Raw genomic sequence first — 26,341 nt, forward strand, 5'->3', positions numbered from 1 at the left:
CCGAGGCGCTCTTAGTCGGCCACGCCGATGTCCTCATGCCACAGCGCCGGGTTGGCCTCGATGAACGAGCCAAGCATCGCCGTGCAGTCCGGATCGTCGAGCACGGCGACCTCGACCCCGAGCTCGGCGAGCCAATCGTGCCCGCCGTGGAAGTTGCTCGCCTCGCCGATGATCACGGCTCCGATGTTGAACTGCCGGACCAGGCCGCTGCAGTACCAACACGGCGAGAGCGTGGTGACCATGACCGTGTCGCGGTAATCGCGCTGGCGCCCCGCCGCGCGGAACGCGTCGGTCTCGGCGTGGATCGCAGGGTCGTCCCACTGCACGCGGCGGTTGTGCCCCCGCCCGAGCAGCTTCCCGTCCCTGGTGAACAGCGCCGCTCCAATGGGGACGCCGCCCTCCGCGAGCCCTGCGCGGGCTTCGGCCACAGCGGTCGCGAGCATCTCTCGGGGGTTCATCCGGTTGCCTCCTGTTGGATCGGGGCTTGTCTGCGGCGCTCTGCCCAAACCCATGCCCACATAATTCCAGCCGCGAGCACAGCTCCGACAAAGGCCGCGATATCGCCGAGCGCGGGCAGAAGGCGAGGGGCGGGCCCGACGTACACCCGTTGGTTGGCGAAGAGCAGCACGGAGACCGGCAGTGCGATCAGAAACGCGGCGAGCCCGGCTTGATTGCGGTGGCTCCGGTCGTAGAGCAGACGGTCGTCGTCGCGCAGGCCGCTCAGAGCGGCGTCCATGAGCACGACGCCGAGCCACGGCCCCACCCAGTAGCCGATCAAGAGCAGGAAGGACTCGTAGCTCGCGGCGGGGTCGGCGAGGGCGGCCCAACCGGCGAGGCCGCCCGCGACACCCATCGCGAGCACGACCCTGGTGCGCTGGCGTTCGCCGACCACCCCGGTGAAGGTGAGCGCGGCGGAATAGAGGTTCAGCGCGTTCGCGGCGACCGAGCCGAGCGCGAACGCCGCGAGCGTCGCAGCGGCCAGCGTCCCCGGCAGCAGGGAGGTGAAGCCGTGCGCCGGGTTCTGCGCCGTCTCCCGCACGAACTGCGTGCTCGCCGCCCCGACCACTTCGAGCGCCGTGCAGGAGAGGAACAGTCCGAGCCCCGAGGCCAAGCCGATCCGGACCCGGGAGGCTTCGCGCGGCAGGTAACGGGTGTAGTCCGCCGCGTACGGAGTCCAACCGGCGGAATAGCCGAAGCTCGCGCCGACGGTGAGGAAGAACCCCATGGCCTCGGTCCCGGTCTGCGGGATCGGCGACGCGAGCGGGATGTGGACGGCAGCTGAGCGCAGCACGAAGACGGAGGCGAGCAGGAAGATGAGGAAGAGCACGGGGAACGTCCAGCGCTCGAACGCCTGGACTAGGTTGTGCCCCGCGAATGCCAACGCGATCTGGACGGCGACGATGAGGAGCAGGGCGAGCGCGACCGGCAGGCCGGTGAGCGAGGCGAGGGAGAACGCTCCGCTCGTGCTGTTCGCGGCGAACCAGCCGACCCCCGCGCTCAGCGCCATGATCACGGCGGGCACCGCATTGCCCGCCCGTCCGAAGGCGAGCCGGGAGAGGACCATCTGCGGGGCCCCGTGCTTGGGCCCGCGCGCGGAGAGCAGGCCGTGCGCCACTGCGGCGAGGCCGTTGCCGATGGCGCAGGCGGTGGCGGCCTGGAAGAAGTTCTGGCCCCAGGCGGAGGCCGCGAGCACGCCGATGAAAATCGTTGTGAACTCCAGGTTCGGCGAAGCCCACGTCCAGAGCAAATGGGCGGGCCTGCCGTGCCGGCCCTCGGCGCTCACCCGCTGTGCCCCGCCGGGCTCGATCGCGAGCACGCGATCGCCGTACGCTGCGGAAGTTTCTGTCATGGGAACACTGTGCCAGCCTTGGTGAATCTTCGCGCGGCGCCTTCCGATTGGAGAAGCTATGTGGTATGGAATAGAGTCTCATCGCTGGGCGTTTGTAAAAGAAAGAGAACTGGGCGAAGCGGAATGGAAGGACGACGATGAGCGGCAAGGTGTCCTCACGCGAGCGGATGCTGCGAGGGGCTGTGGATCTGATCCGCGAACGGGGAGTGGCTGGAGTGACCGTCGACGCGATCGTGTCGCGCAGCGAGGCTCCCCGAGGGTCGGTGTATTACCACTTCCCTGAGGGCCGGGCGCAGATCGTCCGCGAGGCGATCGACAGCGCGAGCGAGAGCCTGAACGCATGGGTCCGCGCGGGGCTGGACTCGGTGACCAATAGCAGCGAGGCTATCGCGTTGGTGGCGAAGTTTTGGAAGAAAATCCTTGTGGACGGCGATTTCCAGGCGGGCTGCCCGTTCGTCGCCGCCACGGTCGACGGTTTTGCCTCAGACCCCGAGCTGCGTCAGCCGGTCGCCGAGCATTTCAACGTGTGGGAGGGCGCCATGGTCGAGCTGCTGGTCCGGGATGGGCATGAGCGCTCTCAGGCCGAGCGCAAGGCCCGCCTGGTGGTGTCGGCGTTCACCGGGGTCGTGCTGCTCTGCCGGGCGGCGCGCAGCCTCGATCCGCTTGACGACGTGGTCGAGGAACTCCAGCAGATCATCGCTTAACGCGCGCTGCGGTGCCGGTTCGTCCGGCTGCGCTAGCGGGCGCCACAGTGCTGGCCCGTCCGGCTACGCTAGCAGGCGCCACAGTGCCGGTTCGTCCGGTTACGCTAGCGGGCGCCACAGTGCCGGTTCGTCCGGTTACGCTAGCGGGCGCCACAGTGCCGGTTCGTCCGGCTACGCTAGCGGGCGCCACAGTGCGGGTTCGTCCGGCTGCGCTAGCGGGCGCCGAACTGCCGATCCCCCGCGTCGCCGAGCCCAGGAACGATGTAGCTCGCCTCGTTGAGCCCGTCGTCCACGGCGGTGGTGACCAGGCGAAGAGGGATGTCCATGGCTTCGAGCGCGGCCACGCCCTGCGGGGCGCAGACCACGCAGACCGCTGTGAGGTCGTCAGCCCCCCGCGAGCGCAGCAGCTCGAGGGTGTGCGCCATGGAGCCGCCGGTCGCGAGCATCGGGTCGAGCACGAGGACGGGGCGCCCGCTGAGGTCCTCCGGAAGGGAGGCGAAGTACGGCACCGGCTGCGCGGTGCTCTCGTCCCGCGCGATGCCGACGAAGCCGACCTGCGCCTCGGGGATCAACGAATGCGCCTGGTCGACCATGCCGAGCCCGGCGCGCAGCACCGGGACGAGCAGAGGGGACGCGGCGAGCCGGAACCCAGTGGTCTCGACCAGCGGAGTGCGCACGGACAGCCGAGTGCTGCCGAGCGCCCTGGTCGCCTCGTAGACCAGCATGAGGGTCAGATCGCGCAGCGCGGCGCGGAATGCGGCGTTGCCGGTGCGCTCGTCGCGCAGCGTGGTCAGGCGCGTCAGAGCGAGCGGGTGGTCCACCACGACGAGATCCATACGGCACACGGTACGGCATTGGTACAGTAACTAGCATGTCTACGCATACAGAACCGGCTCGTTTCGCGCTCAGCGACGAGCAAGAGGAGCTGCGCGCGGCGGTGCGCGCCCTCGCCGAACGTGAGATCCAGCCCTACGCCACCGATGTGGACGAGCGTGAGCGGTTCCCGATCGAGGCCCGCGAGGCGCTCGCCAAGAACGGCTTCGGCGCCCCGCACATCCCCGAGCAGTACGGCGGCGAAGGCGCCGACGCGGTGTCCTGTTGTGTCGTCGTCGAGGAAGTCGCGCGCGTCTGCGCCTCCTCCAGCCTCATCCCCGCCGTGAACAAGCTCGGCACGATGGGCCTGATCCTCAACGGCTCCGAGGAGCTCAAGCAGAAAGTGCTGCCCGCCATCGCGTCGGGCGAGGCGCTCGCCTCCTACGGCCTCTCCGAGCGCGGGGCCGGCTCGGACGCGGCCTCGATGCGCACGAAGGCGCGCCGCGACGGGGACGGCTGGGTGATCGACGGCGAGAAATGCTGGATCTCCAACGGCAGCGAGTCCACCTGGTACACGGTCATGGCCGTCACCGACCCGGACAAGGGCGCGCACGGCATCTCCGCGTTCATCGTGCACCGCGACGACGAGGGTTTCTCGATCGGCAACAAAGAGAAGAAGATGGGCATCAAGGGCAGCCCCACCGTCGAACTGCTCTTCGACCACTGCCGTATCCCCGGCGACCGCATCATCGGCGAGCCGGGCACCGGGTTCAAGACGGCGCTGCAGAGCCTCGACCACACCCGTCCGACCATCGGCGCGCAGGCCGTCGGCATCGCGCAGGGCGCACTGGACGCGGCCGCCGCGTACGCGAAGGAGCGTCAGCAGTTCGGCCGCCCGACCACGGACTTCCAGGGCGTTTCGTTCATGCTCGCCGACATGGAGATGAAGATCCAGGCGGCCCGGCTCATGGTGTACGCCTCGGCGGAGCGGGCCGAGCGCGGCGGAGCGGGCTCGACGGCGTTGTCCTCTGCGGCGAAATGCTTCGCCTCGGACGTGGCCATGGAAGTGACGACGAACGCGGTCCAGGTCCTCGGCGGCGCGGGCTACACCCGCGACTTCCCGCTGGAGCGGATGATGCGCGACGCGAAGATCACCCAAATCTACGAGGGCACGAACCAGATCCAGCGGTTGGTGATCTCTCGCGCGTTGTTGCGTTGATCGGGTTCTCTCGGGTGGCTTGAGGGTTCGGGGATGCGCGACGCCCGGTGTCGTGGCGTGGACGGAGCCTTATCTGTGCGGTGAACAGGTGCTGGCTCTCTCGACGGACGCGGTGTAGGGTGGCGTTTGACGGCATTCCGACGTGCGCGACAAGGAGGGGATCCAGTGACGTATCCGCAGCAGCCAGGGCCCTATGGCCCTCCGCAAGGCCAGCCGGGACCGTACGTCCCCCCGTCTGGCCCCTATGGCCCGCCGCCGCAGCCGGGGCCGTATGGATATGGGCAGCCGGGGCAGCAGTTCCCCGGCCCATACGGCCCGCAGCCGAGGAAGAAGTCGCCGTTGCCGTGGATCCTCGGTGGAGCGGGCGGGCTCGTTGTGGTGATCGCCGTCGTGGTGACGCTAGTCCTCGCGCTCGGCGGCAGCAGGGGCGGTCGCGATTCGGGCTTCGGGCGCGAGAAGCCCTCGCTCGCTGACGCCTCCCCGGACAAACTGCTCAAGGTGCTCCCGACCGGAGCCGACCTGCCGTCGGGATGGACAGGGAAGGCGGAAATCCCAACGTCGCAAGAGACGACTGACAGCAGCAGCGGCACGACGTTCTCCCCGCCGGAATGCACGCCTCCGATGAGCTTCAACGGCACCGCCCCGAAAGTCATCGTCGGCGCGGATTATGAAAAGGGCGCTGAAAGCTTCGGCATTGGGGTCAGCCTCCTTTCGGATGGCTCAGATCCAGAGAAGATCCAAGCGTGGGCGCGCAAATGCGGCCACTACACCGCGACGAACGGGTCGACGACGAAGCAAATCGAACTCAGCGAATGGCGGCCGCCATCGGGGGTGCCTGGCGCTGTCGGACTCGAGGTCGGGACGAGTTCCGATAAGGGAAAAATCGTCATGGCCAAAGTGCGGGGCTTGGTGGTGCTGGCAATTTTCCCGTCGAACTCCGCCGATGACCCCGACGCGTGGCAGGTCTACGTGAAGACCGTGGACAAACTGGCGAATCTCTAGCGGCGGGGTTCTCGGCGCTAGGCCGGGTCTAGCCGATCGGCTCGATCCAGACCAGCGGGATTTCGCGGGATGTCCTTTTCGCGTACGAGCCGTATTGGCGGAAATTTTTGACGACTCGCGGCCACAGCCGCTCGCGCTCCTCGCCGTTGACCACGGTCGCCTTGGCCTTCTGCGGCGTTTTGCCTGGCCGGTTGATCAGCACGTTGGGGTTGGCGGTCAGGTTCAGGTACCAGGCCGGATGCGTGGAGGACCCGCCCTTGGAGGCGACGACCAGCCAGTTTTTGCCGTTTTGGACCGGTGAATTGAGCAGCACGGTGTGGGATTGCCCGGACTTGCGGCCCGTGGTGGTGAGTTCGACGATCGGCACGCCGATGATGGATCTGCCGATCAGGCCTCCGGTCAGTTTCAGCAGGACGCGATGCCCGTGGTTTGCGAGTTTGAAGTAGGCGTCGAACGGCATGGTTTTTCCTCGAGACAGTCGGGATGGGTGTGTTTCTGTTTTTCCGAGAGCGGCGAGGCTGGCCTGAGCGGCGAGGTCCGCGTCTTCGAGCGAGGTGACGACGGGGAACGGCGGCGCGCCCGTGCCGAGCAGTCGGCGCCGCCCCCAGGGGTCCGCCTCGTCGAGTTTCGCGGCGGATTCGCCGTGCTCGGTGCGGACCGAGCACAGCTGCTTGTTCGGACCGATCGCGGCGGACGAGGCCTCGTCCGCGCGGACCCAGCCGTGCCAGCGATAGCTGCCGTCGATCGGCTGGAAGAATCCGCGAAGCTCGACTTCGACGGGGAACTGCCGGTTGTTCGTGACCAAGACGGCAGGCCCGAGGTAGTCCGAGCGCTCGTGCCGGTCGGCGGGGGTGGTCTCTAGTTGCATGGTCTCTCCTCGGGGTGCTTGCGGCGAGCGCAAGGAAATCCGACGGGCTCTATGCGCTATGCCATATTCGTGGTACCGTGTGTATCACATATAGCATATGCGATACAACACAAGTCAATGAACGAGTGGCATTGCCCATGTCGAAGAGGAGAAAAGCAATGAGCAACGGATCGCAGGAGCTGAGCGCGACGATTCCCCGAGGAGCGGCCGGCCTTGAGAAGCGAGCTGTGGTCAACCCCGAGTTGGCCGCGGAGCGGCGGTTGCAGGCTTCCGCCGACCGGTACTACGACCCGGAGATCGACGTCGACTGGGACATGCCCGCGCAGGAGGGCAAATGGTGGGGCTCCCGGAAATTCTCCTTTTTCACGGGCACCAAGCTCTGGGAACGGCTGACTCCGGAGCAGCGGCACGAGGTCATCCGGCACGAGTCGGGGAGCTTGATGATCACAGGCATCCTCTTCGAGGCCGCCCTCGGGGTGGCTCTGTACCGCGACCTGATGCACACCAAGATCGTTGACAACAGGGCCAGATACCTGCTGACGGAGATCGGCGAGGAGGCCCGGCACTCCACCATGTTCGCCCGCATCGTGGAGAAGATGAACGAGGGCGCGGTGAGGCCGGTCAGATCGTTTCTGCCGAAAGCGCTCTTGACCATCGTGCCGTCCGGGGCTTCGCTCATCGTCCCCGGCCCCATGCTCTACGCGGCCGCCTTGATGTCGGAAGAGACGTTCGACCAGGTGCAGCGCTCGTTGGTGGGCGATCCCGACGTCCAGCCGCACATCCGCTTCGCCATGCGAATCCATGTGATCGAGGAGTCCCGGCATATGGCGTTCGCCAAGGAGGAGATAGCGCGGGGCATGCGGGAGTCCGGCCCGCTCACCCGGTTCCTGACCCGCATGACGATTGCGAACAGCACGCTCGTCCTCCCCGTGCTGGGCGTGCTCAACACGGGCATGTACCGCGCGGCCGGCATTCATCCGGTCCGGGGCGTCATGGGGCTCTTCTTCGGCAAACGGTACGGCGAGGTCGTCAAAAGCCTGTACGGCCCGATCGCCCGCTACTGCTACAGCACAGGCTTGATCGAAGGCTCGCTCGTCCGGCTCGTTTGGCGGCTGTCCCGTGCGCTGCCCGACGACGTGAAGGCGCAGATGCGGGACGAGAAGCGCGTGCGCGCCGCAGCGTAACCGCTTCCGAGGGCCCCTGTTCCGCCGAGTGCGCCGCGCGCCCACCGGTTACGCTGATCGGACCATGCCCCAGCCCGAGACCCACACTCCTGAGGAGGGGTATCGGCGTGGGCTCTCGGTCCGGATGATCCGGATGATGGCGGTCGGCGGCGCGATCGGCACGGGCCTGTTCTACGGCACCGGCGCGGGCATCCAGAGCGCGGGGCCGGCGTTGCTGCTCGTGTTCGCCGTCGCTGGCCTGGCGATTTTCGTGATCAGCCGCGCGCTCGGCGAGCTCTTGGACCACCGGCCGACTTCGGGCAGCCTGTACGAGTACCCGAGGGAGTTCCTCGGCCCGTTCGCGGGCTTCTTGAGCGGCTGGACCTACTGGGTGACGGTGTGCGTGAGCTGCGCGGCCGAGGTGACGGCGGCGGGGGAATACCTGCGGTTCTGGTGGCCTTGGGTTCCGGTGTGGGCCACCGCGCTCGCGTTCCTCGTGGCGCTCGGCGTGGTCAATCTCGCCTCGGCACGGGTGTACGGGGAGACGGAGTTCTGGTTCGCGGGGATGAAAGCGGCGACCATCCTCGCGTTGGTGGTGTTCGGGGTCTGGGCGCTCTTGCCCCTCCCCGGTCCGGTTTCGGTTCCGAGCGCGAGCGTCGCCAACCTCTGGCGGGACGGCGGGTTCTTCCCGAACGGGGCGTTCGTGGTGCTCACGGCGTTGCCGCTCGCGTTGTTCGCGTACGCAGGAGTGGAGCAGGTGGGGCTGACAGCTGGCGAGGCGCAGGATCCCAAACGCACCCTGCGCAAAGCGGTGACCAGCATCCCGCTGCGGATCGCCCTGTTCTACCTCGGCGCGCTCGCCGTGCTGCTCTGCTTGCGGGGTTGGCGTTCGTACCAGCCGGGGCAGAGCCCGTTCGTCGCGGTGTTCGCGCAGGCGGGCGTGCCGTTCGCGGCGGGAGTCGTGAACTTCGTCGTGCTCACGGCGGCGGCGAGCTCGTGCAACTCCAGCATGTACTCGACCGCGCGGCTGCTGCGGGCTATCGCTCTGCGGAGGGAAGGGCCGGGCTGGCTCGGCGCGCTCTCCCCTCGGGCGGTGCCCGCCCGCGCGTTGGCGGCCTCAGCGCTGGTCATGGCGGCCGGAGTCGGCGCGAACGTGTGGGCGGCGCAGACGGCGTGGGTGGCGCTGATCTCCCTCGCGACGGTCGGGCTCATCATCGTGTGGGGCCTGATTCTGGCTTCGCACGCGGGGTACCGGCGCGCGGTGGCCGATGGCCGGGCGGCGCAGACGGGCTTCCGGCTGCCGCTCGCCCCGGCGTCGACCGCCTTCGCCGGGCTCGTCCTCGGCTCCGTGCTGTTCGAGCAGGGGTTCAGCGGCGGAGGCCGCCTGGTGCTCGCGGTCGGCGCGGCATGGGTGCTGGCTGTGGCGCTGGGGTTCAGATCGCTCGCTCGCGCGGGACGTGGAACCCCGTGACTTCGCCGCCCGATATCGCCAATTCCGCCCAGCTGCCCGCTATCTCGATGCGGGTGAGCGCGCTGGTCGGATACTTGACCAGCAACGCGTCGAGGGCGGGGCTCGGGGGTTTGCCGGTGAGCTCGTGCAGCGCCTCGGCGGTTTCCGGCATGCCGGGATGATGGCCGACCACAAGGGCGGTCGCGACCGTCTCGGGAAGCTCGGTCAAGAATCCGACGATCTCCACGTCGCTCGCGCCGTAGAGGCCGCGTTGGAATTGCGCCGGGGCTTCGACCGCCGCGGCCTGGAGGGTCTCTCGGGTGCGGCGGGCGGTGGAGCAGAGCACCTGATCGACCGTGAGTCCTTCAGCGCGCAGCCATTCGCCCGCGAGCCCCGCCTCCCGCCAACCCCGCTCGGCGAGCGGGCGCTCGTGGTCCGCGACCCCCGGCGGGTAGCCCGATTTGCCGTGGCGAAGCAGGATAAGGGTTTTCCGCGAGGTCACGCTCTGAGTTTAGGCGGTGGCTCGGGCAAATCCTCGGGCGCGCAGGTCGCGGTGAGGGAGTCTCGGGAGCGTCGGTTGCGGGATGGACCGGAGTGCCCAGGCTGGCGCTGTGCCGTGGCGAAGCAGGATAAGGGTTTTCCGCGAGGTCACGGGCGCAGTGTCGTTCCTGCGCCGTCGTCCTCAGGAACTTCTCCCCCGCTCCCGTTAGGCTGCTTGTATGCCAATCCGCACCCTGAGAGGGCGCTGCCTCTTGCTGTCTTGCGCCCTCGTTCTTGTCTTCGGGGCCGCCTCGGCCTCCGCCGCCCCTGAGCCAGGCTCGGACTCGGCGGGCGATCCGTACTTCCCGCAGGACGGCAACGGCGGCTACCGGGTCGCCCACTATGACTTGGCGCTGCGGGTCGACCCCGAGTCGAAACAGGTGGACGGGACGATGACGATCACCGCGGTCGCGACCAAGGATCTCAGCTCCTTCAACCTCGACTTCGCCGACCTCGGCCCGGTGCGGACGCAGGTGAACGGGAAACCCGCGGCGGCGGCGCACGCGGAGGAGACCGAGCTGGTGGTCACCCCGGACCGCCCGCTGCCGAGCGGCAAGCCGTTCACCGCGACGGTGGCGTATTCCTTCAACGAGCAGGAGCAAGCGGACGCGCTGGGAAGGCCGGAGCTGCCGGGCTGGGTGCGGACCACCAGCGGCGGGGTCGCGAAGTTCGGCGAACCGGGCGGGGCCGAGTACTGGTTCCCGTCGAACAACACCCCCGGCAACAAGGCCTCGTTCAAACTGACCCTCACGGTGCCCGAAGGCTGGATCGGGCTCGGCGGCGGGAAGGAAACCCCCGCCGTGACCAAGGACGGCTGGACCACCTCGGTGTGGGACGAGCCGAACCCGGTGGCGATGTACCTCGTGCCGCTCGCGGTGGACCATTTCGACGTGCGCCGCTACGCCCTGCCCGCCGGACAGCCCGTTGTGGTCGCGCTCAACCCGGACCAGCCGGACTACGTCCGCGCGGCAGCGGACCGGTACCCGGAGGTCATGGCGTTCCTCCAGGAGAAGCTCGGGCCGTATCCGCATTCCGGGGCGGGCGGGATCTTCATCGACCCAGGTCCGGGGAATCAGAATTTCGGCGGGGCGTTGGAGACGCAGACCCGGCCGACGTACGTCTCGAACTGGAAGGACGTCGACGGGGAGATCAGCGTGATCGTCCACGAGAACGCCCACGAGTGGTACGGCGACTCGGTCTCGGTGCGCCAATGGCGGGACATCTGCTTGAACGAATGCTTCGCCTCGTACCTGCAGTGGATGTGGGAGGAGGCGAAAGAGGGCCAGGACCTCGATCAGAAGTACCGGGACCGGGTGCGAGAGCGGTGGGACGACGAGGATTATTGGGGCCATCTGCTCACGGACATGTGCGACGGCAAAGAGGAGTGCGACGCGGGCGACGTCATGAACGGGCAGGGCGTCTACGACAAGGGGCAGCTCGCCCTGCACGCCTTGCGCAGGCTCATCGGGGACAAAGCGTTCGGCGAGATCCTGCGCGGTTGGCCGGTGCGGCACAGCTTCGGCAACGCGTCCTGGACAGAATTCGAGCAGTACGTGCAGCAGGCGACGAGAAAAGACCTCGGCGCGTTCTTCCATGCCTGGTTCCACAGCGGCGACCGCCCGGCTGACGAGTATTTGTTCCCCGGCTCCCTGGCGCAGTGATGTTCCGAGAGGCGGATTTTGTCGGCGGAGTTCTTTAGGCTGGTGTCATGACGAGCACCGACGACCGCAGTCTCGCCAAAGTGGCGGCTTTGCTGCGCCAGGCCGAGGGCACGGACAACGCGCACGAGGCGGAGGCGTTCCTCGCCGCCGCGCAACGTCTTGCGACAGCCGCCTCCATCGACCTCGCCCTCGCCCGCGCGCACAGCTCGGATAAGGCCAAACGCGCCTCGCCAGTGCAGCGGACGGTGTCGATAGGCGAGCGCGGAGCGAGGGGGCTTCGCACCTACGTGGCGCTGTTCAGCAACATCGGACTGGCGAACCAGGTGAAATGCGATGTCTCGCACGACTCCACCTATGTGCTCGTGTACGGCTTCGCCGAGGACGTCGACGCGACCGAGGCGCTGTACGCGAGCCTGGTGGTGCAGATGGCGAAGTCCTGCGAGGCGTATTTGGCCTCCGGCGCGCACCATCCGACCCCGAAGATCACCGCGCGGCTCAATTTCCAGCTCGCCTTCGCCGGGCGGATCGGGGCCCGCCTGATGGAGGCCCGCGCGGAGGCGGAGCGGCAGGCTCGCCAAGACGAGCGGGGCCGGAGCCGGCGCGAGGCGGGCTCCACCGAGCTCGTGCTGCGCGGCAAGGAGCTCGAACTCGTGGATTTCTACCGGAAGACCTCGAAAGCGCGAGGCAGCTGGCGGGCGGTGAGCTCGGGCAACGCTTGGTGCGCGCGTTCGCAGCGCGCGGGGGATAAGGCCGGGGCGAACGCGCGGATCGGGGCGCAGTCCGCGTTCGCGGGCTCCCGCCGCGCCCTCGGCAGGTGACGGGCCGGGACAGCGGGCGCGCCCGCGTCTACGCCGCGCAGCAGCTCGTCCACGCGGTTTTCGACAACGCCGAGCGAGGCGGCTCGCGCGAGGTGACGTTTTTCGGGGCGAGGCTGACCCTTCCCCCGGAGGCGAAGTTCGCCTCTATCGAGTCGTTGCAGCGGTACGTCGACCAGGTGCTCGCGCTGCCGTCGGTCCGGGCTCGGTGGCCCCTGCGGGGCGGGACGGTCGCGGTGCGCAGGCGCAAGGGCGACCGCGCCGCCCATTACGAGCGGGTCGGCGGAGCCGGGGTGATCGCGGTGCCGGACGGCCGATGGGCGATGCGCGAGCTGGTGGTCCTGCATGAGCTCGCGCACCACATCGACGCGGGCGAAGGCGGCGCGCACGGCGCGGAATTCCAGGAGACATACGCGGAGCTGGCCGGTATGGTCATGGGGGTAGAAGCCGCGCATCTGCTGCGCGTGTCGTTCGCGAGGGAAGAGGCAGGATGAGGCAGGCCGTGTTGGCCGGCGACGGTGTGTGGCTTTCCGCCCCGACCGTTGCCGACGTCCCGGCAATCGCCCGATGCTGCCAGGAGCCGGGCCTGGCCGAGATGACCTCGGCGATCCCCATCCCTTTCGCCGAGGCCGACGCGCGCCATTTCATCACCGAGACAGTCGAACCGGAATGGGCTCGGGGCACCGCCGCGAGCTGGGCGGTTCGTCTCAGCCTGGCGGGCGAGGCCGTTGGCATGGTCGGCTTGAACGGCTGCGGCACGTACCTGCCCCCGGTCGAGCCCAGGCACGGACGCGACGGTGGTTTCGTCTTCGACCACGCGGAATTGGGCTACTGGCTCTCCGCGCGGGCCCGCTCGCGCGGGATTATGACCGAGGCGGCCCGGCTCGTCTGCGGTTTCGGCTTCGAGAAGCTGCATGTGCGCGGCATCCGCTGGCGGGCGCTCGTCGGCAATGTCCCCTCCGCCCGCGTCGCCCGTCGCCTCGGATTCCGCTTCGACGGGGTCGAGGTCTTCGACGATTGGCGGGGACGGGACGTGGATGTGTGGGCCGCGAGCCTTGGTTCGGGCGAACTGCGCGTCTCGGACGAGGATCCGTTGCCCGATCAGTGGCCGAGCGAAGTGGCGGCGGGCGTCAGGCCGTGATCTTCGGGAACGGGCGGGCCTCCTCGACCGCGTACGCGAGTTCGAGGAGCCGTCGCTCCTGCCCGTAGGGCGCGGAGAGCATCACGCTCGTCGGCACGCCTTCCAGCGAGAGCCCGCAAGGAAGCGACACCGCTGGGTTCCCCTCGACATTGGCCAGCGGAGTGAAAGCGACGAGCGAGATGAGCCGTTCGATGAGGGTTTCGTAGGGCACAGTGGGCGAGAGCCAGCCGATCTCGGGCGGGACGGCGTTGAGCACCGGGGTGAGCAGCACGTCATGCATGCGCCACGCGCCCCGCGCCGGAAGGCGGTGGGCTCCCGCGAGCGCCCCGAGCCGCAGGCAGGCGAGCGTCTGTTTGCGCTTGTCCCGCTGGAAGCTCCCGGCGAGCCCGTAGAGGAGGTCGTCGTACCGGTCCGCCGCGTATCCGTACATCCGGGGGGCGAGCACGGCCATCGACCACGCGAGGAATTGCCAGTACGCCAAAAAGCTGTCGTGGAACCATTCGCCGACCGGCAACACCGTCTCCTCGACCTGGTGGCCGAGCGCGGCGAGCAGCTCAGCTGTCTGCTCGACCGCCGCTTTGGCCTGCGCATCGGCGGACGGGATTCCGGGCAAAGAGTCGTAGCACACGCCGATTCGCAATGTGACGGCCCCAGGGCCTTCGACGAGACCGATCAGGGGCAGGTTGCGGGAGCGGTCTTTGCTCGGCGTCCAACGCTCGGCCTCGGCGAAATAGCGCGCGGTGTCGCGGACAGACCGGGTGACCACCCCGTCCGCCACCACTTTGATCGGGGCTTGCGCGTGGAACCGCGAAAGCTGCATGCGCCCACGGGTCGGCTTGAGCCCGACGAGTCCGCAGCAGGCGGCGGGGATGCGGATCGAGCCGCCGCCGTCGTTCGCATGCGCGATCGGAACCACTCCCGCCGAGGTCAGCGCGGCAGCCCCGCCTGAGGAGCCGCCCGCGATCCGGGCAAGGTTCCACGGGTTGCGAGTCGGCGCGGTGGGCTGGCCGGTGTCCGGGTCCGGCCTGCGCTCGGTGGTGCCGTGCAGTCCGAATTCGGGAAGCGTGGTTTTGCCGAGCAGCCCGAACCCCTGCCCAAGGTATTGCTGGACGTTCTTGTCGTCCGCCTTCGCGGGCCCGGCCGGCGTGGCGTAGCTGCCGTGCCTTGTGGGCAGGCCCGCCACATCGCTGTTGTCCTTGACCAGGCCGGGGACGCCCGCGAAATACGGCAGCGGGATGTTCGTGCTGGGGGAGCGCAGCTCCCGGTCGGCCCGGTCCGCGTCGGCGAGGAGCCGGTCCGCTGTGGCGAGGACAATGCCGTTGAGCTCGGGGTTCGCCTTCTCCAGGCGGGCGATTGCGGCTTCGGCGAGCTCGCGGGCGCTGACTTTGCCGCTCCGGAACAAGCCTGCGAGCGCCACGCCGTCGTGGTCGCCGAGCGCGTCGTCGCCGAAGGCGTGGACGCGCTGGCAGGCGAGGGGGTCGGTGAGGGTCATCGTCGCTCCCGGTTTTCGTGTCTTCCTTGCGGTATTCGTCAACTCTAATGGATTTATATTCGTCGGCTTTCTCGGTTCCTCCCCGATTTTGCGGGAAAAGCCAAGGAAATGGCCGCTCTTTCTCCGATAAGGCTACCCAAAATAAGGTCTGACTTATTTCAGAAAAGGCTACCCTTAGTTAGGATGAGCTTTGATGACAAACGCTTTGACCTGCGCTAAGGTTGCTTTCATGAGCGAGCACGACACCTCACGATCGAAATTCAACGCGTTGCTGAACGAGCAAATCCATAACGAATTCACGTCCTCGCATCAATATGTCGCTATCGCGGTATATTACGACGACCTCGATTTGCCGCAGCTCGCGAAATTCTTTTATCGGCAAGCCCTCGAAGAGCGTAACCACGCGCTGGCTTCGGCGAAGTACCTCATCGACCGCGACGTGCACGTGGAGCTCGGCGGCGTCCCGGCGGTCAAGTCCGACTTCGAGAACTTCCTCGAGCCGATCGAGCTGTTGCTGGCGACGGAGAAAGAGGTCACCGAGCAGTGGGACCGGCTTTTCCGCACCGCGCGGGACGAGCACGACTCGCTCGGCGAGCAGTTCACCCACTGGTTCCTCAAGGAGCAGGTCGAGGAAGTCGCCACCGCGACCACGCTGCTGCGCATCGCGAAGCGGGCCAAGGACAACTGGTTCGACGTCGAGGAGTGGGTCGCCCGCGAGCTGAGCGACCTCGGCCGCTCGGACGACCATCCCCCGGTGGCGGGCGGCGCGCTCTAACCCGCTCGCTCACCAACGCGTCGAAGGCCCCCGACCTCGGTCGGGGGCCTTCGACGCGTCTCGGTTCCTTTTACCGCGCGGCGAGCAACGCTTTAGCGCGCTGCGGCCAGTTCGTCGCGATCCAGCGCACGCCAAGCTCGTCGCAGAATTGGGCGTCGGCGGCTTCGTCCACAGTCCAGCAGTACACCGGCTTGCCGCGCTCGGCGGCCTTCTGCACCAGCTCCGGGGCGGCGCGCAGCAGCCTGACGGAGGGGCCGAGGATGTCGGACGCGGCGAGGTCCGCGCCGAAGCCGAGCAATTGGCGGGTCGATTCGGCCAAGTACACCCGGGGCACTCCCGGCGCGGACCGGGACATGCGGCGCATGGCGAGCGCGGAGAACGACATCACGACGACCGGGGGGCGCGCCGGGTCGGAGCAGTGGAGGAGCCCGAACCTGGCCAATGCCCGGACCAGCGCGCGTTCGAGCCCGCCGGATTGGCGGACCGGATGCTTGGTCTCGATGAACAAAGTGACCGGGCGCGAGGCGTACGAGCACGCGAGGCCGAGGAGCGTGTCGAGCGTGAGGAGTTTGGCGGGCTCGCCGCTTTCGTGCCAACTTCCGTAGTCGAGCTGGTCGAGCTGGCTGAAAGTGGACGTGCTCACCACGAGGCCGCCGGAACTTGTCCTGGCCGTCGTCCTATCGTGCACGCAGACGAGCGTGCCGTCTGCGGTGAGCCGGACGTCGCACTCCAATCCGTCCGCGCCCTGTTCGAGCGCGAGTTCGTACGCGGCCAAAGTGTGCTCGGGGCGTTCTGCGGACGCGCCCCGATGCGCGACGACCTCGGGCGCGGGGCTCACGCGGAAGCCAGTTCGGGCGTCCTCGCCGCATCGGTGGCGATGACCCATCGGACCGGTTTATCGGCCCTGTCCGGGGAGTTGGGGTGTTTGCTCGCGTCAATCGCGCTGATGAGTCTGCGGGTCCGAATCGTCAGCAACAGGAGGACGACGCCGAGCGCCGCCCCGAGGAAGAGCGCTTCGGTGCGGGCTTGGACGGAGCTGTTCAAAGTCCAAAGGGCATAGCTGAGCGCCGCCAGGTGCCCGCCCGCCCACCACAGCCACCAGGACCGCAAGGCGGGCTGCCAGCTGCGCCTGCCCCTGCGCTCGTGCTCGTCGAGCAGTTCTTTGAGCAGCACGCCGAGCGCGACGAGGTTGACCAGCGGCACGAGGGCGAGGAGCAGGATCTCCCACCAGCGACGAGGGTCGGCGCGATGGTTCGCGGCGTAGGCGAGGTCGCGCTCCAGCCACAACCACCAGGCGAGCGCGGCCGCCACAGCGATGATCAAGACGAGCGAGAGCCAGAACACGACGCTCAGGAAGCTGCCGGAGACCGCGACGAGCGCGGCGGGCAGCAGGTGCCCCCTGCCGTAGAAGGCGAGGCCGTAGCGGAACGCCTCGGCGAACGCGAACAGGCCGAGGAAGGTGGTGAGCGTGGAAAGCGCGATTTCGATGAGCGCGGTCCGAAGCGGCTTTTCCTGATCGGCGGCGGGCTCCGCGGAGGCGAGCGGGAAGTGCTGGACTAACCCCCAGCGCGGCGGGGACGCGTACCGGGGAGTCGGCGACGGTGGCCGGGACGGCCTGGGACGGGGAGGTATCGCGCTCGGCGGGCGGGACGCGTGCCAGCGGTAGCCGGGGGGGAGGACGGGGATGCGCGGGTTCGGGCCGTGGTTGGGCCGAGTGGGAGGCCGGTCCGAGGGAGCGGGCTGCGGCGAACTCGGCCAATGCCCAGGCTGTCCGGACAGTCCTGGCAGATGCGGGCGGCTCGGGCCGGGCGGGCCGCCCTCGTGCGGGCCGGGAATGCCTCCCGCTTGCGGGAAGGTCATAGCCCGAACCGCGACCACATGGCTCGGCGCTCGACGGAGGAGACCGCCCCTTCCATGACGCGCAGCGCGATGTCCTCGACGGAAGCGGCGAGGCCGAGGCGTTGGAGGATCTGCTGCTTCGGCTTGATCTCGTACGGCTTCGCGTCGGGGAAGCGCTCGGCGAGGACCCCGCGCAGGCTGCCGACCGCGTCCGCGATGCCGAGTTCGACGGCGCGCCTGCCGATCCACACGTCCGCGTTGAACAACTCCTCGTCCGTTCCGGACAGCTTGTCGCCCCGGCGCTCTTTGACCCAGTCGATGAAGACCTTGTGGATATCGGTCTGAATGCCGGTCAACCACGCGATGTCCTCAGGCTTCTCCGGCATGAACGGGTCAAGGCGGGCCTTGTTCAACCCCGCTGTGTGCACGCGGCGCTCCAGCCCGAGCTTCTCGATCGCGTCGGTGAGCCCGAACGAGGAGGACACGACGCCGATGGAGCCGATCGCGGTGCCGGAGGAAACGAAGATCTCGTCCGCCGCGCAGGCCAGCCAGTAACCGCCAGAGGCCGCCACGTCCTCGCAGAAGGCGAGGACGGGTTTCTCGTGCTTCGCGGACAGCTGCCGGATGCGGTCGCCGATGAGGGCGGACTGGGCGGGCGAGCCGCCGGGCGAGTTGATGATCAGCGCGACGGCGACCGCGTTCGGCACGCGGAACGCCTCGGCGAGCGGCGCCTCCAAGTTCTGCGCGTTCAACGCCCCGCGTCCGAACGGCCCGCCGCCCGAGCGGATGACGCCGTCGAGCCGCACGACGCTGACGATCTTCCCGCCGACCTTCTTGCGCGACGAGAGCAGGCCGCCGCCGAAGGGCAGTCTGCCCTCAAATGCCTGCGGGCTGGAAACCCCCAGCCCAGGTATGCCGATTCCCGCCTGCGTCCAGTCGAACATCTTCGCCATGCTAGCCGCCCTTTCTCGTATAACGCCTAGTATAGCGATCAGCACTCGCAACATGTCTGCCAGCATACAACATTTCGCCGACAGCGTATAGAACAGATGTTCTGCACGGCTGCTCTCGCCGTGCTAGGCTGGCGAAGTGGAGTTCTGCGTTTTCGTCGGCCCGAATTTCGGCGCGACGTACGAGGACCTCGTCCACCTCGCCCAACGGGCGGAGGGGCTGGGCTTCGACGGGTATTTCGTCTCGGACCACTACGCCGCATGGGAGGGCGACGGGCTGCCCGGACCCACGGACGCGTGGATCACCCTCGCGGGCTTGGCGAGGGAGACGGCGCGGCTGCGGCTGGGGACTCTGGTCACCGCCGTGACGTTCCGCCACGCAGGGCCGCTCGCCGTCGCTGTCGCCCAGGTCGACGCGATGAGCGGCGGCCGAGTGGAGCTCGGCCTCGGCGCCGGATGGCTGCAAGGGGAGCACGCGGCCTACGGGATCCCCTACCCGTCGCTCGGCGAACGCTTCGAGTTGCTGGGAGAGACGCTCGACGTGCTGCAGAAATTCTGGCGGACCCCGGTCGGCTCCTCCTTCGACCACGAGGGCGAGCGCCTGCGTTTCCAGGGGTCGCCCGGATTGCCCAAGCCCGTGCAGACGCCGGGCCCGCCGATCATTCTCGGCGGGATCGGGCTGAACAAAACCCCTCGGCTCGCCGCGCTGCACGCGCGGGAGTTCAACTTGCCATGGGCGGTCGCGTCGGACGCGGCGGCGATGCGCGAGCGGGTCCGCGCGGTCTGCGAGGAGGCGGGCCGCGACCCGGACAGCATGCGGTTCTCCGTCTCCGTGCAGCTCGGGGTCGGTCGCGCGGAGCATGAGGCCCGCGCGCGGCTCGACCCGGCGAACTACAAACTCGAAACGCTTCCGCCCGCCCATTTCGCGGGATCGCCAGCGCAGGCGGTGGACTGGCTCGGCCAGTACCAGGCGCTCGGAGTCGAGCGGTTCTACATCCGCAATCCCCCGGTCCCCCACGCGGCGCGAGGCAATCTGGAGCTTATCGCCGCCGAGGTTTTGCCGCAACTGCGGGGAAACTAGGGGCGCGTGCCGCTTTCAGGCAGGTCGTAGCCCATTTCCAGTACCTCGAAAATGCTGTCTGCGAGGTTGTGGTCATGGTACTTGCTCTGCATGCCCCTGCCTTTGCGGAGCAAGCCCATCGCGAGTTTCCGCGCGCCGTCCGCGATGGCGGGGTACAAGAGGAATTCGCAAATCGCATCGGGGTCGCCGTCGAAATACAGCCGCTGCACGGGGCCCGACGTCCGGTATTTTCCTGGACCGGAGAGTGGGCGCAGCCGACGGGGGATGGCTGTGCCATTCGCGAGGTTGATGAACCCTCCGGTGCGCAGGGGGTCGTCCGGGCGCTCTCGGTCCTCGAAAAAGACGAGGACTTCGACGTTATTGATCGAGATCGCGGCGAGTCGCTGGTGCAGCCCGGCTTTGCGGTTGGTGGAGGGCATGCTGGTGACTGCCCAAAACCGGCCTTCGGTCTGATGCGGCCAAGGGATGCACTTGCGGACGTAGAAGGCTAAGGCGAGCGCGATTCGGGGGAAGTCGTCTCTGGCGCAGAGTGCTTGATATTTCTCCCAGGTTTTCATTCGCTGGACTGCCTGAGCGCCCCGTGCGCCGATGTTCAGCGGTTCTGTGTGTCCGGCCAGCCATTCTTGCTGGACGGCGTAATCCACCACGAGGTCAAGGGCTTCGGAGCGGAGCGGCAGTCCGATAAGCGCGCGGTTGCGTAATTTCTTGCCCGCAGCCTCGAGCGAGGCGATGACATCTCGCTCGGTTTGATCGAGGAGCTTGGCGTCTGGGGCCAGCTCGAGGAAGCGGAAGGCGACAATTTCCCCCGGCCAGGTTCCTCGGTGGGTCGTGAAACGGTTGAAGAGGTTGATAGTTTGTCCCGCGTACTCTTCGCCGTTCTCGAACTCGAGCACGTAAATACCCGAGAGCTGCTTCTCCTCGGGCGCGGCGACAAGCGCAGTGATGGATGTCGCGTCCCGTTCCGCTGCGGTTTCCCCGGGAATTTCGTGGCGAATGAATTCGAGTTGGACCCGCAACGTGTCCCCCGGCGTTTTGATCACGCCAAAATCGTATCGCCCGCAGCGCCCTTCGTCGCGCCGACAATGGCCGCGATTACGCTTGTTGCCGTCTCAATCCGATGGGGCAAGAAACTCCGGTGCCGCCGTGCCCGCAGTAACCAGCGGGGTTTTTCGCGAGGTATTGCTGGTGGTCTTCTTCCGCGAGGTAGAAGCCCGTGTCGGTCGCGGACGGGGCGACGAGGGGCCGGATTTCGGTGCTGATCGGGCCGTAGCCCGCTTTGCCGAGTTCTTGTTGGTACGCGGCCTGGCTCTCCTCTGCGAGCCGTTGCTGCTCGGGGCCCGTGGTCAGGATCACGGAGCGGTACTGCGTCCCGATATCGGCCCCTTGGCGCATGCCCTGGGTGGGATCGTGCGATTCCCAGAACGTCGCCAAAAGGTCTTGGTAAGAAGTCTGGTCGGGGTGGAACGCGACCAGCACGACTTCCGCGTGTCCGGTGCGGCCGGAGCAGACTTGCTTGTAGCCGGGGTTGACGGTGGTGCCGCCCGCGTAGCCGACCGCTGTGGTGAACACCCCCGGCAGCGACCAGAACGCCTTCTCGAAACCCCAGAAGCAGCCGCCGCCGAAAACCGCCGACACGACATCCTGCGGCCACTGGGGGTTGCGCGGGCCGTGATCGGAAGGCGCGAGCGGGTCCAAGGGGGCTCCGTTCAGAAAGTTCTTGCCTCCGCGAAGGACGGGGAACGCGCTCCCCGCAAGCGCGTCTTCGGGCGAGATCACAGTGAGTTTCGCGTTCACCCGAGCGCTGGAAAAGAGAGCCATGCGCATATCCTACGCCGATTTCGGCACGAGGATATTCGGTAGGGCGAAAAAAATATTTCGGCTTACCCTCAGTTGTCGGCCTCCTCCATGAGTGGGACTAAATTGGGCGAAGACAAGCAGCGGTCCGCGCCGTCAACGCGGGCGCTCGCAGGTCATAGCCAACGTTTAACGTCCGAGCCCATATCGGTCACATCAGTGAGGAGCACTTCATGGCCACCTACAGCCTGCCGGATCTGGACTACGATTACAGCGCGCTCGAGCCGCACATCAGCGGTCAGATCAACGAGATCCATCACACCAAGCACCACGCGGCCTACGTCGCGGGCGCGAACGCGGCGCTCGAGAAGCTGGAAGCGGCGCGCGAGTCCGGCGACCACGCCGCCATCTTCCTGAACGAGAAGAACCTCGCCTTCCACCTCGGAGGGCACACCAACCACTCGATCTGGTGGAAGAACCTGTCCCCCAACGGCGGCGACAAGCCGGTCGGCGACCTCGCCTCGGCGATCGACGACCAGTTCGGCTCGTTCGACAAGTTCCAGGCGCAGTTCTCCGCCGCCGCGAACGGCCTTCAGGGCTCCGGCTGGGCGTGGCTCGGCTACGACGCCATCGGCAAGAAGCTCCTGACCTTCCAGCTCTACGACCAGCAGGCCAACGTCCCGCTGGGCATCGTCCCGCTGCTCGGCGTCGACGTCTGGGAGCACGCGTTCTACTTGCAGTACAAGAACGTGAAGGCCGACTACATCAAGGCTGTGTGGAACGTCGTCAACTGGGAGGACGTCCAGTCCCGCTTCGCGAAGGCTCTGGCCCAGGCGTAACCGCCGCGCGACACGCCGCGAAAGCCCTGGCCGGCCTCCCCGGCCAGGGCTTTCGCCGTTTAGCACTCGAAGGATCTTGTGTGCTAGCCGCAGCGTCCCCCATCATTCCCGGATGGAAGGCTCTGTGGAGATCGCGGCGTTCGCCGCAGAAGGCGCGTTGCAAGGGTTCCTCGTGTCCGGGCGATGGCCCGAGAACACGAAAGAATGGCTCTACCTGCTGACTATCGCGGTCAGGGTCGCCAGCGTGCCAGGGCTGCTGCCGACGACGACGGTGTTCGGCGCTCGGGAGGAACGGCCGGAGGGGGCCGAGGCTCCGTCGCAGGACGGCGAGGGCCTGAAGCCGAACGCCGTGGGCCTGCTGCTCGCCGAGGGCGCGGTGCTCGGGGACGACGCGCTCGCCCCTGGCTGCCTCGCCCAGCGCCGCCCTCCGGCGCTGCTTTTGCTGCACCCGCCGTCGGAGACGAAGCCTTCCTTGCCGGAATGCGAAGGAGCGGCTTCGGGCTGTCTGCTGTTGCCGGGGCTGCCGTATTTGGGGTTGGAGCACCGCGCGGCCTGGGTGGAGGCGGACCGGGACGGCTCGGTGACCTCGATCATGAGCAGGACGGGCGAGAAGGCGCTCGACGATCCGGACTCGGCGGTGCTCGCGATGCTTTTGGCGGCCTAACCAAGGGCTGGCCGATGAGGTATCTTGGCTAGCGAGCAGGTCGGAGGAGGCCTCTGCGCCGAAGGAAAGAGTGGGGAACGCGATGCGTCCAGCGATTGCCAGGTATTCGTCCGTCGTCGTCATGGCGCTTGGCGCGGCGTTGGCCGCCCCCTCAGCGGAGGCGGACCCCGCGCTGGACTGCGTGGCGATCACGAGGGTGACGGGCGGGAGCAAGAGCAGCGTTCAATTCCAAGGGCTGCAGCAGCAGATCGCGGCGCTGGACCAGCCGGAGGGCGCGCCTCGAGAGCAAGTGGTGGCCGCTTCGAAGAAGCAGATCGGCCTGTTGCGCCAGGAGCGCTCTTTGCTCCTCAGGGGAGCCGAGGCAATCGGCGATCAAGAATTGGCCGATGCGCTCCGCGACAACGCCGAGGCGATTGGAGCGTATGCCGACGCTTTCGAGAAAGTTCTCCCGTATAGCCAGGAGAACCCTCCGCCGGAGGATGTGAAGGACGCGTTCGGGCAGGCCCGCGAGCGGAGCCGGGAAACCGGAGAGGCGATGGGCCGGAAAGTCGTCGAATTCTGCGATTTCGGCGCCAGCGCGAACTGAATAAGGCGCTCCTGCCTGGCCTTTCGGCGGGACGGCAAAATGCGAGATCCGATTCTCTGGCTGTTTTAGGAAAGCCGTTCGGAATATAGTTTTCGGCCAACCGAAATATTTTTTCGGCTCTCGAATTCCATTCAAAAACGGCGCGGTGAATTATTTCTCGGGGATTGCGAGAAGAAGAATAAGCGCATATATTCACAATGTGCGAGAAATACTAGAAGCTTTCCTCCTTTCTTTCGGCGTGGTGTTCGTCGCCGAATTGGGGGACAAGTCGCAGCTGCTCGCGCTGCTTTTCGCGACCCGGATGCGCCCCTGGCTTGTGATCGCAGGGATCGCGGTGGCCTCGGGATTGGTGCACCTGGTCTCGGTCGGGGCCGGCCGTTACGTCGGCGACGCGCTCGACCCCAGGCTCACGACGGTGTTCGCGGGCGTGGCGCTGGTCTGCTGCGGGCTCTGGGGGCTGCGCGAGCTGTACGGCGGGCGGGAGGGCTCCGGGCAGGACGAAGCCGTGGTGGTCAAGGCCCCTCCTGGCGGACTGGCTTCGCTGGCGACGGTCGTCTCCGCGTTCCTGCTGGCGGAGCTCGGCGACAAGACGATGTTCGCGACCGTGGCGCTCGGGGCCGGGCATTCTTTCTTCGGGGTCTGGCTCGGCTCGACGGTCGGCATGGTCGTCGCAGACGGCTTGGCGATCGTCCTCGGCCTCGGCCTTGCCAAACGAATCCCGTACGGCAAGCTCATGGCGTGGGCGAACGGGTCGTTCTTCGTGCTCGGCGGCTGGTTCCTCGTGGACGGAGTCTGGGCGTTCGCCCCTGCCGCGGCCCTCGCCGCTGCGGCGGCGCTGCTCGCCGTGGGAGCGGTCTTGGCGATCCTGCTCAGAAAGTCCCGCAAGGGCGCTGATAGGCTCACGACGGCCGCGCAGCGGCCGTAATCAAACGTGAACGCTGTGCTCAACGTCGAGAAATAGAGGAGCAGACGCATGGATATCGCTGGGGCTTCAGTGCTGGTGACGGGTGGGGCCTCTGGCCTCGGGGCGGCGACGGCGCGCAAATTCGCGCAGGCCGGCGCGCAGGTTTTCGGCCTTGACCTCAAGGCCTCCATCGACAAAGCCGAGCCGGCGGACGGCGTGAGCCTGTTCGAGGCCGACGTCACCGACGAGACGAGCGTCCAAGCCGTCCTGTCCACCATCGAGACCTCCGCCCCGCCGCTGCGCGCCGTGGTGAACTGCGCGGGCGTGGGCTGGGCGGCCCGAATTCTCGGCAAGGAGGGCCCGCACTCGCTTGACCTGTTCCGCAAGGTCATCGACATCAACCTCGTCGGCACCTTCAACGTCCTGCGTCTCGCGGCGCAGTCCATCGCGAAGAACGACCCGGTGGATGCCGACGGCCAGCGCGGCGTCGTCATCAACACCGCCTCGGTGGCGGCTTTCGAGGGCCAGATCGGCCAGGCTGCCTACGCCGCGTCCAAGGGCGGGGTGCACGCGTTGACCATCAGCGCCGCCCGCGACCTCGCCCGCAGCGGCATCCGCGTCGCGACCATCGCGCCGGGGACCATCGAGACCCCGATGCTCGCGGGCGTGACCGAGGAGTTCAAGAAGACCCTCTCCGAGGCCGTCGTGTTCCCGCAGCGCCTCGGCAAGCCCGACGAGTACGCCGCGTTCGCCGCGTTCATCGTGCAGCACGACTACATCAACGGCGAGACGATCCGCATGGACGGAGCCATCCGCATGGCTCCGCGCTGAGGTCTGCGACGTTCGTTCTCCGGGGCGTGCCGCGCGAGCGGCCCGCCCCGGAGTCCGTTGCGGGGCTGTCGTCGCGTCGGCTGGATTGTCGGTGGGGCTGGCTACACTTCCGGCATGCTGACGACAGTCGCGATTCGGGGTTATCGGTCGTTGCGCGAGCTTGTGCTCCCGTTGTACCGGCTGACGGTGGTGACCGGGGCCAACGGCACAGGGAAGTCATCGCTCTATCGGGCGTTGCAGCTGTTGGCCGACTGCGGCCACGGGGAGGTGATCGGGTCGTTGGCCCGCCAGGGCGGCCTGCAGTCGGCGATGTGGGCCGGGCCTGAGCAGCCGCAAAGAGCGCGGCGGACCGGGATCGCGAAGGGCGCGCCCCACACGAGGCCGGCGTCGGTCGACCTCGGCTACGCTTCGAGCGATTTCGGCTATGCGGTGGATCTCGGCCTGCCCGCGCCGAACGAGGAGTCGGCGTTCGAGCTGGACCCGGAGATCAAGCGCGAGTTCGTGTTCACCGGCCCGGCTCCCCGCCCGAACACGACGCTGGTGCAGCGGACGCGGGCGGTGGTCGAGGCCCGTGCCGAGTCCGGCAGGGGGTTCGAGGGAATCAGCCGGTCGTTGCCGACGTACCGCAGCGTGCTCGCCGAGTTCCCCGGAAGGCTGCCCGAGCTCGGCGTGGTCCGGGAAACGCTTCGGGGCTGGCGCTTCTATGACGGATTCAGGGTGGACCCTGGCGCGCCCGCCCGATCTCTTCATATCGGGACGCGCACGCCGGTGCTCTCCAACGACGGGTCCGACCTCGCCGCCGCCGTCCAGACGATCATCGAAATCGGGGACGAGACCTTCCATCGGGTGGTGGCGGACGCTTTCGAGGGGGCGCAGGTGTCGGTCGCGGTGTACGACGGGCTTTTCGATCTCCAAGTCCGCCAGCGCGGCATGCTCAGACCGCTGCGCGCGGCCGAGCTGTCCGACGGCACCTTGCGTTTCATCCTTTGGGCCGCGGCGCTGCTGAGCCCTCGGCCGCCGTCGCTCATGGTGCTCAACGAGCCGGAGACCTCGCTGCACCCTGATCTCATCAAACCGCTCGCCACGCTGATCCGAGCGGCGGCAAGCCGGGCCCAGGTCGTCGTGATCACGCATTCGGGCGCGCTGCTGCACTGCCTCGGCGCGCGGTCGTTGCGCGACTTGCAGACGGAAGACGACGACCCCATCGACGATCGAGGCGCGGTCCAGCTCGAACTCGCCAAAGACTTCGGCGAGACGAAAGTCCCTGGGCTGCGGATGCTCACCATCCCGCCGTGGCACTGGAAGCCCCGCTAGACAAGTTGTTTGCCCGCGCCGCGCTGGCCGGCCGCGCGCGCCGGGCG

At 67.7% G+C, this 26,341-nt stretch carries 28 protein-coding genes; 17 read left to right on the forward strand and 11 right to left on the reverse strand.

Annotated features, from left to right (window positions below):
• Positions 1 to 11 precede the first annotated feature (11 nt).
• Positions 12 to 458, reverse strand: a complete 447-nt coding sequence (locus tag HMPREF9336_RS00920; protein WP_007472229.1) for a nucleoside deaminase — start codon at positions 456 to 458, stop codon at positions 12 to 14.
• On the reverse strand, positions 455 to 1,849 hold the full coding sequence (locus tag HMPREF9336_RS00925; protein ID WP_007472228.1) for a purine-cytosine permease family protein: 1,395 nt from the start codon (positions 1,847 to 1,849) through the stop codon (positions 455 to 457). The genes HMPREF9336_RS00920 and HMPREF9336_RS00925 overlap by 4 nt, the downstream gene beginning before the upstream one ends.
• A 137-nt stretch (positions 1,850 to 1,986) precedes the next feature.
• On the opposite strand from HMPREF9336_RS00925, the gene HMPREF9336_RS00930 reads away from it, so the two are divergent.
• The gene (locus HMPREF9336_RS00930) at positions 1,987 to 2,553 is read left to right on the forward strand and encodes a TetR/AcrR family transcriptional regulator (RefSeq protein WP_007472227.1); all 567 of its coding nucleotides are present in this window, start codon (positions 1,987 to 1,989) and stop codon (positions 2,551 to 2,553) included.
• A 212-nt stretch (positions 2,554 to 2,765) separates the two neighbouring features.
• On the opposite strand, the gene upp is transcribed toward HMPREF9336_RS00930, so the two are convergent.
• Entirely contained in the window at positions 2,766 to 3,389 is a 624-nt protein-coding gene (upp, locus tag HMPREF9336_RS00935; RefSeq protein ID WP_007472224.1) for a uracil phosphoribosyltransferase, read from the reverse strand.
• A gap of 35 nt (positions 3,390 to 3,424) precedes the next feature.
• Here upp and HMPREF9336_RS00940 point away from each other — a divergent pair, with 35 nt between their 5' ends.
• Both HMPREF9336_RS00940 and HMPREF9336_RS00945 read left to right on the forward strand, forming a co-directional pair.
• Positions 3,425 to 4,585 carry an acyl-CoA dehydrogenase family protein gene (locus tag HMPREF9336_RS00940; RefSeq protein ID WP_007472223.1) on the forward strand — a complete coding sequence of 387 codons (1,161 nt, stop codon included), beginning with the start codon at positions 3,425 to 3,427 and terminating at the stop codon, positions 4,583 to 4,585.
• A gap of 165 nt (positions 4,586 to 4,750) precedes the next feature.
• Positions 4,751 to 5,587, forward strand: a complete 837-nt coding sequence (locus HMPREF9336_RS00945) for a hypothetical protein (protein ID WP_021029873.1) — start codon at positions 4,751 to 4,753, stop codon at positions 5,585 to 5,587.
• Between the two features lie 28 nt (positions 5,588 to 5,615).
• On the opposite strand, the gene HMPREF9336_RS18835 is transcribed toward HMPREF9336_RS00945, so the two are convergent.
• Positions 5,616 to 6,455: a nitroreductase/quinone reductase family protein gene (locus HMPREF9336_RS18835; protein ID WP_007472219.1), complete on the reverse strand. Its 840-nt coding sequence runs from the start codon at positions 6,453 to 6,455 to the stop codon at positions 5,616 to 5,618.
• A 158-nt stretch (positions 6,456 to 6,613) separates the two neighbouring features.
• On the opposite strand from HMPREF9336_RS18835, the gene HMPREF9336_RS00955 reads away from it, so the two are divergent.
• Both HMPREF9336_RS00955 and HMPREF9336_RS00960 read left to right on the forward strand, forming a co-directional pair.
• Positions 6,614 to 7,639: an AurF N-oxygenase family protein gene (locus HMPREF9336_RS00955; RefSeq protein WP_007472217.1), complete on the forward strand. Its 1,026-nt coding sequence runs from the start codon at positions 6,614 to 6,616 to the stop codon at positions 7,637 to 7,639.
• Positions 7,640 to 7,703: 64 nt separating this feature from the next.
• The gene (locus HMPREF9336_RS00960) at positions 7,704 to 9,089 is read left to right on the forward strand and encodes an amino acid permease (protein ID WP_021029874.1); all 1,386 of its coding nucleotides are present in this window, start codon (positions 7,704 to 7,706) and stop codon (positions 9,087 to 9,089) included.
• Here the strand turns inward: HMPREF9336_RS00960 and HMPREF9336_RS00965 are convergent.
• Positions 9,052 to 9,570 carry a SixA phosphatase family protein gene (locus tag HMPREF9336_RS00965; protein ID WP_007472213.1) on the reverse strand — a complete coding sequence of 173 codons (519 nt, stop codon included), beginning with the start codon at positions 9,568 to 9,570 and terminating at the stop codon, positions 9,052 to 9,054. The two genes, HMPREF9336_RS00960 and HMPREF9336_RS00965, sit on opposite strands and share 38 nt — an antisense overlap.
• A 217-nt stretch (positions 9,571 to 9,787) precedes the next feature.
• Here HMPREF9336_RS00965 and HMPREF9336_RS00970 point away from each other — a divergent pair, with 217 nt between their 5' ends.
• From HMPREF9336_RS00970 to HMPREF9336_RS00985, 4 genes are read left to right on the forward strand one after another with little or no spacing between them, the layout of a single operon-like run.
• Positions 9,788 to 11,269, forward strand: a complete 1,482-nt coding sequence (locus HMPREF9336_RS00970; protein ID WP_084206591.1) for a M1 family metallopeptidase — start codon at positions 9,788 to 9,790, stop codon at positions 11,267 to 11,269.
• Between the two features lie 47 nt (positions 11,270 to 11,316).
• Entirely contained in the window at positions 11,317 to 12,087 is a 771-nt protein-coding gene (locus tag HMPREF9336_RS00975) for a DUF2786 domain-containing protein (RefSeq protein WP_007472209.1), read from the forward strand.
• Positions 12,084 to 12,578 (forward strand): TIGR04338 family metallohydrolase, encoded by a 495-nt coding sequence (locus HMPREF9336_RS00980; RefSeq protein ID WP_007472206.1) that lies wholly within the window; start codon positions 12,084 to 12,086, stop codon positions 12,576 to 12,578. The genes HMPREF9336_RS00975 and HMPREF9336_RS00980 overlap by 4 nt, the downstream gene beginning before the upstream one ends.
• The gene (locus tag HMPREF9336_RS00985; RefSeq protein WP_021029875.1) at positions 12,575 to 13,225 is read left to right on the forward strand and encodes a GNAT family N-acetyltransferase; all 651 of its coding nucleotides are present in this window, start codon (positions 12,575 to 12,577) and stop codon (positions 13,223 to 13,225) included. The genes HMPREF9336_RS00980 and HMPREF9336_RS00985 overlap by 4 nt, the downstream gene beginning before the upstream one ends.
• On the opposite strand, the gene HMPREF9336_RS00990 is transcribed toward HMPREF9336_RS00985, so the two are convergent.
• Positions 13,215 to 14,717 carry an amidase gene (locus tag HMPREF9336_RS00990; RefSeq protein ID WP_007472202.1) on the reverse strand — a complete coding sequence of 501 codons (1,503 nt, stop codon included), beginning with the start codon at positions 14,715 to 14,717 and terminating at the stop codon, positions 13,215 to 13,217. The genes HMPREF9336_RS00985 and HMPREF9336_RS00990 overlap by 11 nt on opposite strands.
• 229 nt (positions 14,718 to 14,946) lie before the next feature.
• On the opposite strand from HMPREF9336_RS00990, the gene HMPREF9336_RS00995 reads away from it, so the two are divergent.
• The gene (locus HMPREF9336_RS00995) at positions 14,947 to 15,492 is read left to right on the forward strand and encodes a ferritin (RefSeq protein WP_007472200.1); all 546 of its coding nucleotides are present in this window, start codon (positions 14,947 to 14,949) and stop codon (positions 15,490 to 15,492) included.
• Positions 15,493 to 15,562: 70 nt separating this feature from the next.
• On the opposite strand, the gene HMPREF9336_RS01000 is transcribed toward HMPREF9336_RS00995, so the two are convergent.
• From HMPREF9336_RS01000 to HMPREF9336_RS01010, 3 genes are read right to left on the reverse strand one after another with little or no spacing between them, the layout of a single operon-like run.
• The gene (locus HMPREF9336_RS01000) at positions 15,563 to 16,330 is read right to left on the reverse strand and encodes a glycerophosphodiester phosphodiesterase family protein (protein ID WP_007472198.1); all 768 of its coding nucleotides are present in this window, start codon (positions 16,328 to 16,330) and stop codon (positions 15,563 to 15,565) included.
• Positions 16,327 to 17,352: a DUF4328 domain-containing protein gene (locus tag HMPREF9336_RS01005; protein WP_007472196.1), complete on the reverse strand. Its 1,026-nt coding sequence runs from the start codon at positions 17,350 to 17,352 to the stop codon at positions 16,327 to 16,329. The genes HMPREF9336_RS01000 and HMPREF9336_RS01005 overlap by 4 nt, the downstream gene beginning before the upstream one ends.
• Positions 17,349 to 18,275, reverse strand: a complete 927-nt coding sequence (locus tag HMPREF9336_RS01010) for a S49 family peptidase (RefSeq protein WP_156920338.1) — start codon at positions 18,273 to 18,275, stop codon at positions 17,349 to 17,351. The genes HMPREF9336_RS01005 and HMPREF9336_RS01010 overlap by 4 nt, the downstream gene beginning before the upstream one ends.
• A 145-nt stretch (positions 18,276 to 18,420) precedes the next feature.
• On the opposite strand from HMPREF9336_RS01010, the gene HMPREF9336_RS01015 reads away from it, so the two are divergent.
• Positions 18,421 to 19,362 carry a TIGR03560 family F420-dependent LLM class oxidoreductase gene (locus tag HMPREF9336_RS01015; RefSeq protein ID WP_007472192.1) on the forward strand — a complete coding sequence of 314 codons (942 nt, stop codon included), beginning with the start codon at positions 18,421 to 18,423 and terminating at the stop codon, positions 19,360 to 19,362.
• Here HMPREF9336_RS01015 and HMPREF9336_RS01020 read toward each other — a convergent pair.
• Together HMPREF9336_RS01020 and msrA are read right to left on the reverse strand one after the other, a co-directional pair.
• The gene (locus HMPREF9336_RS01020; RefSeq protein WP_007472191.1) at positions 19,359 to 20,402 is read right to left on the reverse strand and encodes a GIY-YIG nuclease family protein; all 1,044 of its coding nucleotides are present in this window, start codon (positions 20,400 to 20,402) and stop codon (positions 19,359 to 19,361) included. The genes HMPREF9336_RS01015 and HMPREF9336_RS01020 overlap by 4 nt on opposite strands.
• Positions 20,403 to 20,454: 52 nt before the next feature.
• Positions 20,455 to 21,180 (reverse strand): peptide-methionine (S)-S-oxide reductase MsrA, encoded by a 726-nt coding sequence (gene msrA / locus HMPREF9336_RS01025; RefSeq protein WP_007472189.1) that lies wholly within the window; start codon positions 21,178 to 21,180, stop codon positions 20,455 to 20,457.
• 209 nt (positions 21,181 to 21,389) lie between these two features.
• Here msrA and HMPREF9336_RS01030 point away from each other — a divergent pair, with 209 nt between their 5' ends.
• The 6 genes from HMPREF9336_RS01030 (at position 21,390) to HMPREF9336_RS01055 (ending at position 26,294) form a co-directional block, all read left to right on the forward strand.
• Positions 21,390 to 21,995 carry a superoxide dismutase gene (locus tag HMPREF9336_RS01030; protein ID WP_007472187.1) on the forward strand — a complete coding sequence of 202 codons (606 nt, stop codon included), beginning with the start codon at positions 21,390 to 21,392 and terminating at the stop codon, positions 21,993 to 21,995.
• A gap of 112 nt (positions 21,996 to 22,107) precedes the next feature.
• A complete protein-coding gene (locus tag HMPREF9336_RS01035) occupies positions 22,108 to 22,659 on the forward strand; it encodes a hypothetical protein (protein WP_021029877.1) in 552 nt (183 codons plus the stop codon).
• 82 nt (positions 22,660 to 22,741) lie between these two features.
• Positions 22,742 to 23,245, forward strand: coding sequence for a hypothetical protein (locus tag HMPREF9336_RS01040; RefSeq protein ID WP_021029878.1), 504 nt, complete (start codon positions 22,742 to 22,744; stop codon positions 23,243 to 23,245).
• A 208-nt stretch (positions 23,246 to 23,453) separates the two neighbouring features.
• A complete protein-coding gene (locus HMPREF9336_RS01045; RefSeq protein WP_040584810.1) occupies positions 23,454 to 24,170 on the forward strand; it encodes a TMEM165/GDT1 family protein in 717 nt (238 codons plus the stop codon).
• A 48-nt stretch (positions 24,171 to 24,218) separates the two neighbouring features.
• Entirely contained in the window at positions 24,219 to 24,980 is a 762-nt protein-coding gene (locus tag HMPREF9336_RS01050) for an SDR family NAD(P)-dependent oxidoreductase (protein WP_007472178.1), read from the forward strand.
• Positions 24,981 to 25,094: 114 nt separating this feature from the next.
• On the forward strand, positions 25,095 to 26,294 hold the full coding sequence (locus HMPREF9336_RS01055; protein ID WP_007472176.1) for an AAA family ATPase: 1,200 nt from the start codon (positions 25,095 to 25,097) through the stop codon (positions 26,292 to 26,294).
• Positions 26,295 to 26,341 lie beyond the last annotated feature (47 nt).

It is taken from the genome of Segniliparus rugosus ATCC BAA-974, assembly GCF_000185725.2.
GTDB classification, from domain to species: Bacteria; Actinomycetota; Actinomycetes; order Mycobacteriales; family Mycobacteriaceae; genus Segniliparus; species Segniliparus rugosus.

Coding starts and splice junctions, on each gene's coding strand:
- HMPREF9336_RS00920 (WP_007472229.1), bottom strand. CDS start 458: ATGAACCCCCGAGAGATGCTCGCGACCGCTGTGGCCGAAGCCCGCGCA.
- HMPREF9336_RS00925 (WP_007472228.1), bottom strand. CDS start 1,849: ATGACAGAAACTTCCGCAGCGTACGGCGATCGCGTGCTCGCGATCGAG.
- HMPREF9336_RS00930 (WP_007472227.1), top strand. CDS start 1,987: ATGAGCGGCAAGGTGTCCTCACGCGAGCGGATGCTGCGAGGGGCTGTG.
- upp (WP_007472224.1), bottom strand. CDS start 3,389: ATGGATCTCGTCGTGGTGGACCACCCGCTCGCTCTGACGCGCCTGACC.
- HMPREF9336_RS00940 (WP_007472223.1), top strand. CDS start 3,425: ATGTCTACGCATACAGAACCGGCTCGTTTCGCGCTCAGCGACGAGCAA.
- HMPREF9336_RS18835 (WP_007472219.1), bottom strand. CDS start 6,455: ATGCAACTAGAGACCACCCCCGCCGACCGGCACGAGCGCTCGGACTAC.
- HMPREF9336_RS00955 (WP_007472217.1), top strand. CDS start 6,614: ATGAGCAACGGATCGCAGGAGCTGAGCGCGACGATTCCCCGAGGAGCG.
- HMPREF9336_RS00960 (WP_021029874.1), top strand. CDS start 7,704: ATGCCCCAGCCCGAGACCCACACTCCTGAGGAGGGGTATCGGCGTGGG.
- HMPREF9336_RS00970 (WP_084206591.1), top strand. CDS start 9,788: ATGCCAATCCGCACCCTGAGAGGGCGCTGCCTCTTGCTGTCTTGCGCC.
- HMPREF9336_RS00975 (WP_007472209.1), top strand. CDS start 11,317: ATGACGAGCACCGACGACCGCAGTCTCGCCAAAGTGGCGGCTTTGCTG.
- HMPREF9336_RS00985 (WP_021029875.1), top strand. CDS start 12,575: ATGAGGCAGGCCGTGTTGGCCGGCGACGGTGTGTGGCTTTCCGCCCCG.
- HMPREF9336_RS00990 (WP_007472202.1), bottom strand. CDS start 14,717: ATGACCCTCACCGACCCCCTCGCCTGCCAGCGCGTCCACGCCTTCGGC.
- HMPREF9336_RS00995 (WP_007472200.1), top strand. CDS start 14,947: ATGAGCGAGCACGACACCTCACGATCGAAATTCAACGCGTTGCTGAAC.
- HMPREF9336_RS01005 (WP_007472196.1), bottom strand. CDS start 17,352: ATGACCTTCCCGCAAGCGGGAGGCATTCCCGGCCCGCACGAGGGCGGC.
- HMPREF9336_RS01010 (WP_156920338.1), bottom strand. CDS start 18,275: ATGTTCGACTGGACGCAGGCGGGAATCGGCATACCTGGGCTGGGGGTT.
- msrA (WP_007472189.1), bottom strand. CDS start 21,180: ATGGCTCTCTTTTCCAGCGCTCGGGTGAACGCGAAACTCACTGTGATC.
- HMPREF9336_RS01030 (WP_007472187.1), top strand. CDS start 21,390: ATGGCCACCTACAGCCTGCCGGATCTGGACTACGATTACAGCGCGCTC.
- HMPREF9336_RS01035 (WP_021029877.1), top strand. CDS start 22,108: ATGGAAGGCTCTGTGGAGATCGCGGCGTTCGCCGCAGAAGGCGCGTTG.
- HMPREF9336_RS01040 (WP_021029878.1), top strand. CDS start 22,742: ATGCGTCCAGCGATTGCCAGGTATTCGTCCGTCGTCGTCATGGCGCTT.
- HMPREF9336_RS01050 (WP_007472178.1), top strand. CDS start 24,219: ATGGATATCGCTGGGGCTTCAGTGCTGGTGACGGGTGGGGCCTCTGGC.
- HMPREF9336_RS01055 (WP_007472176.1), top strand. CDS start 25,095: ATGCTGACGACAGTCGCGATTCGGGGTTATCGGTCGTTGCGCGAGCTT.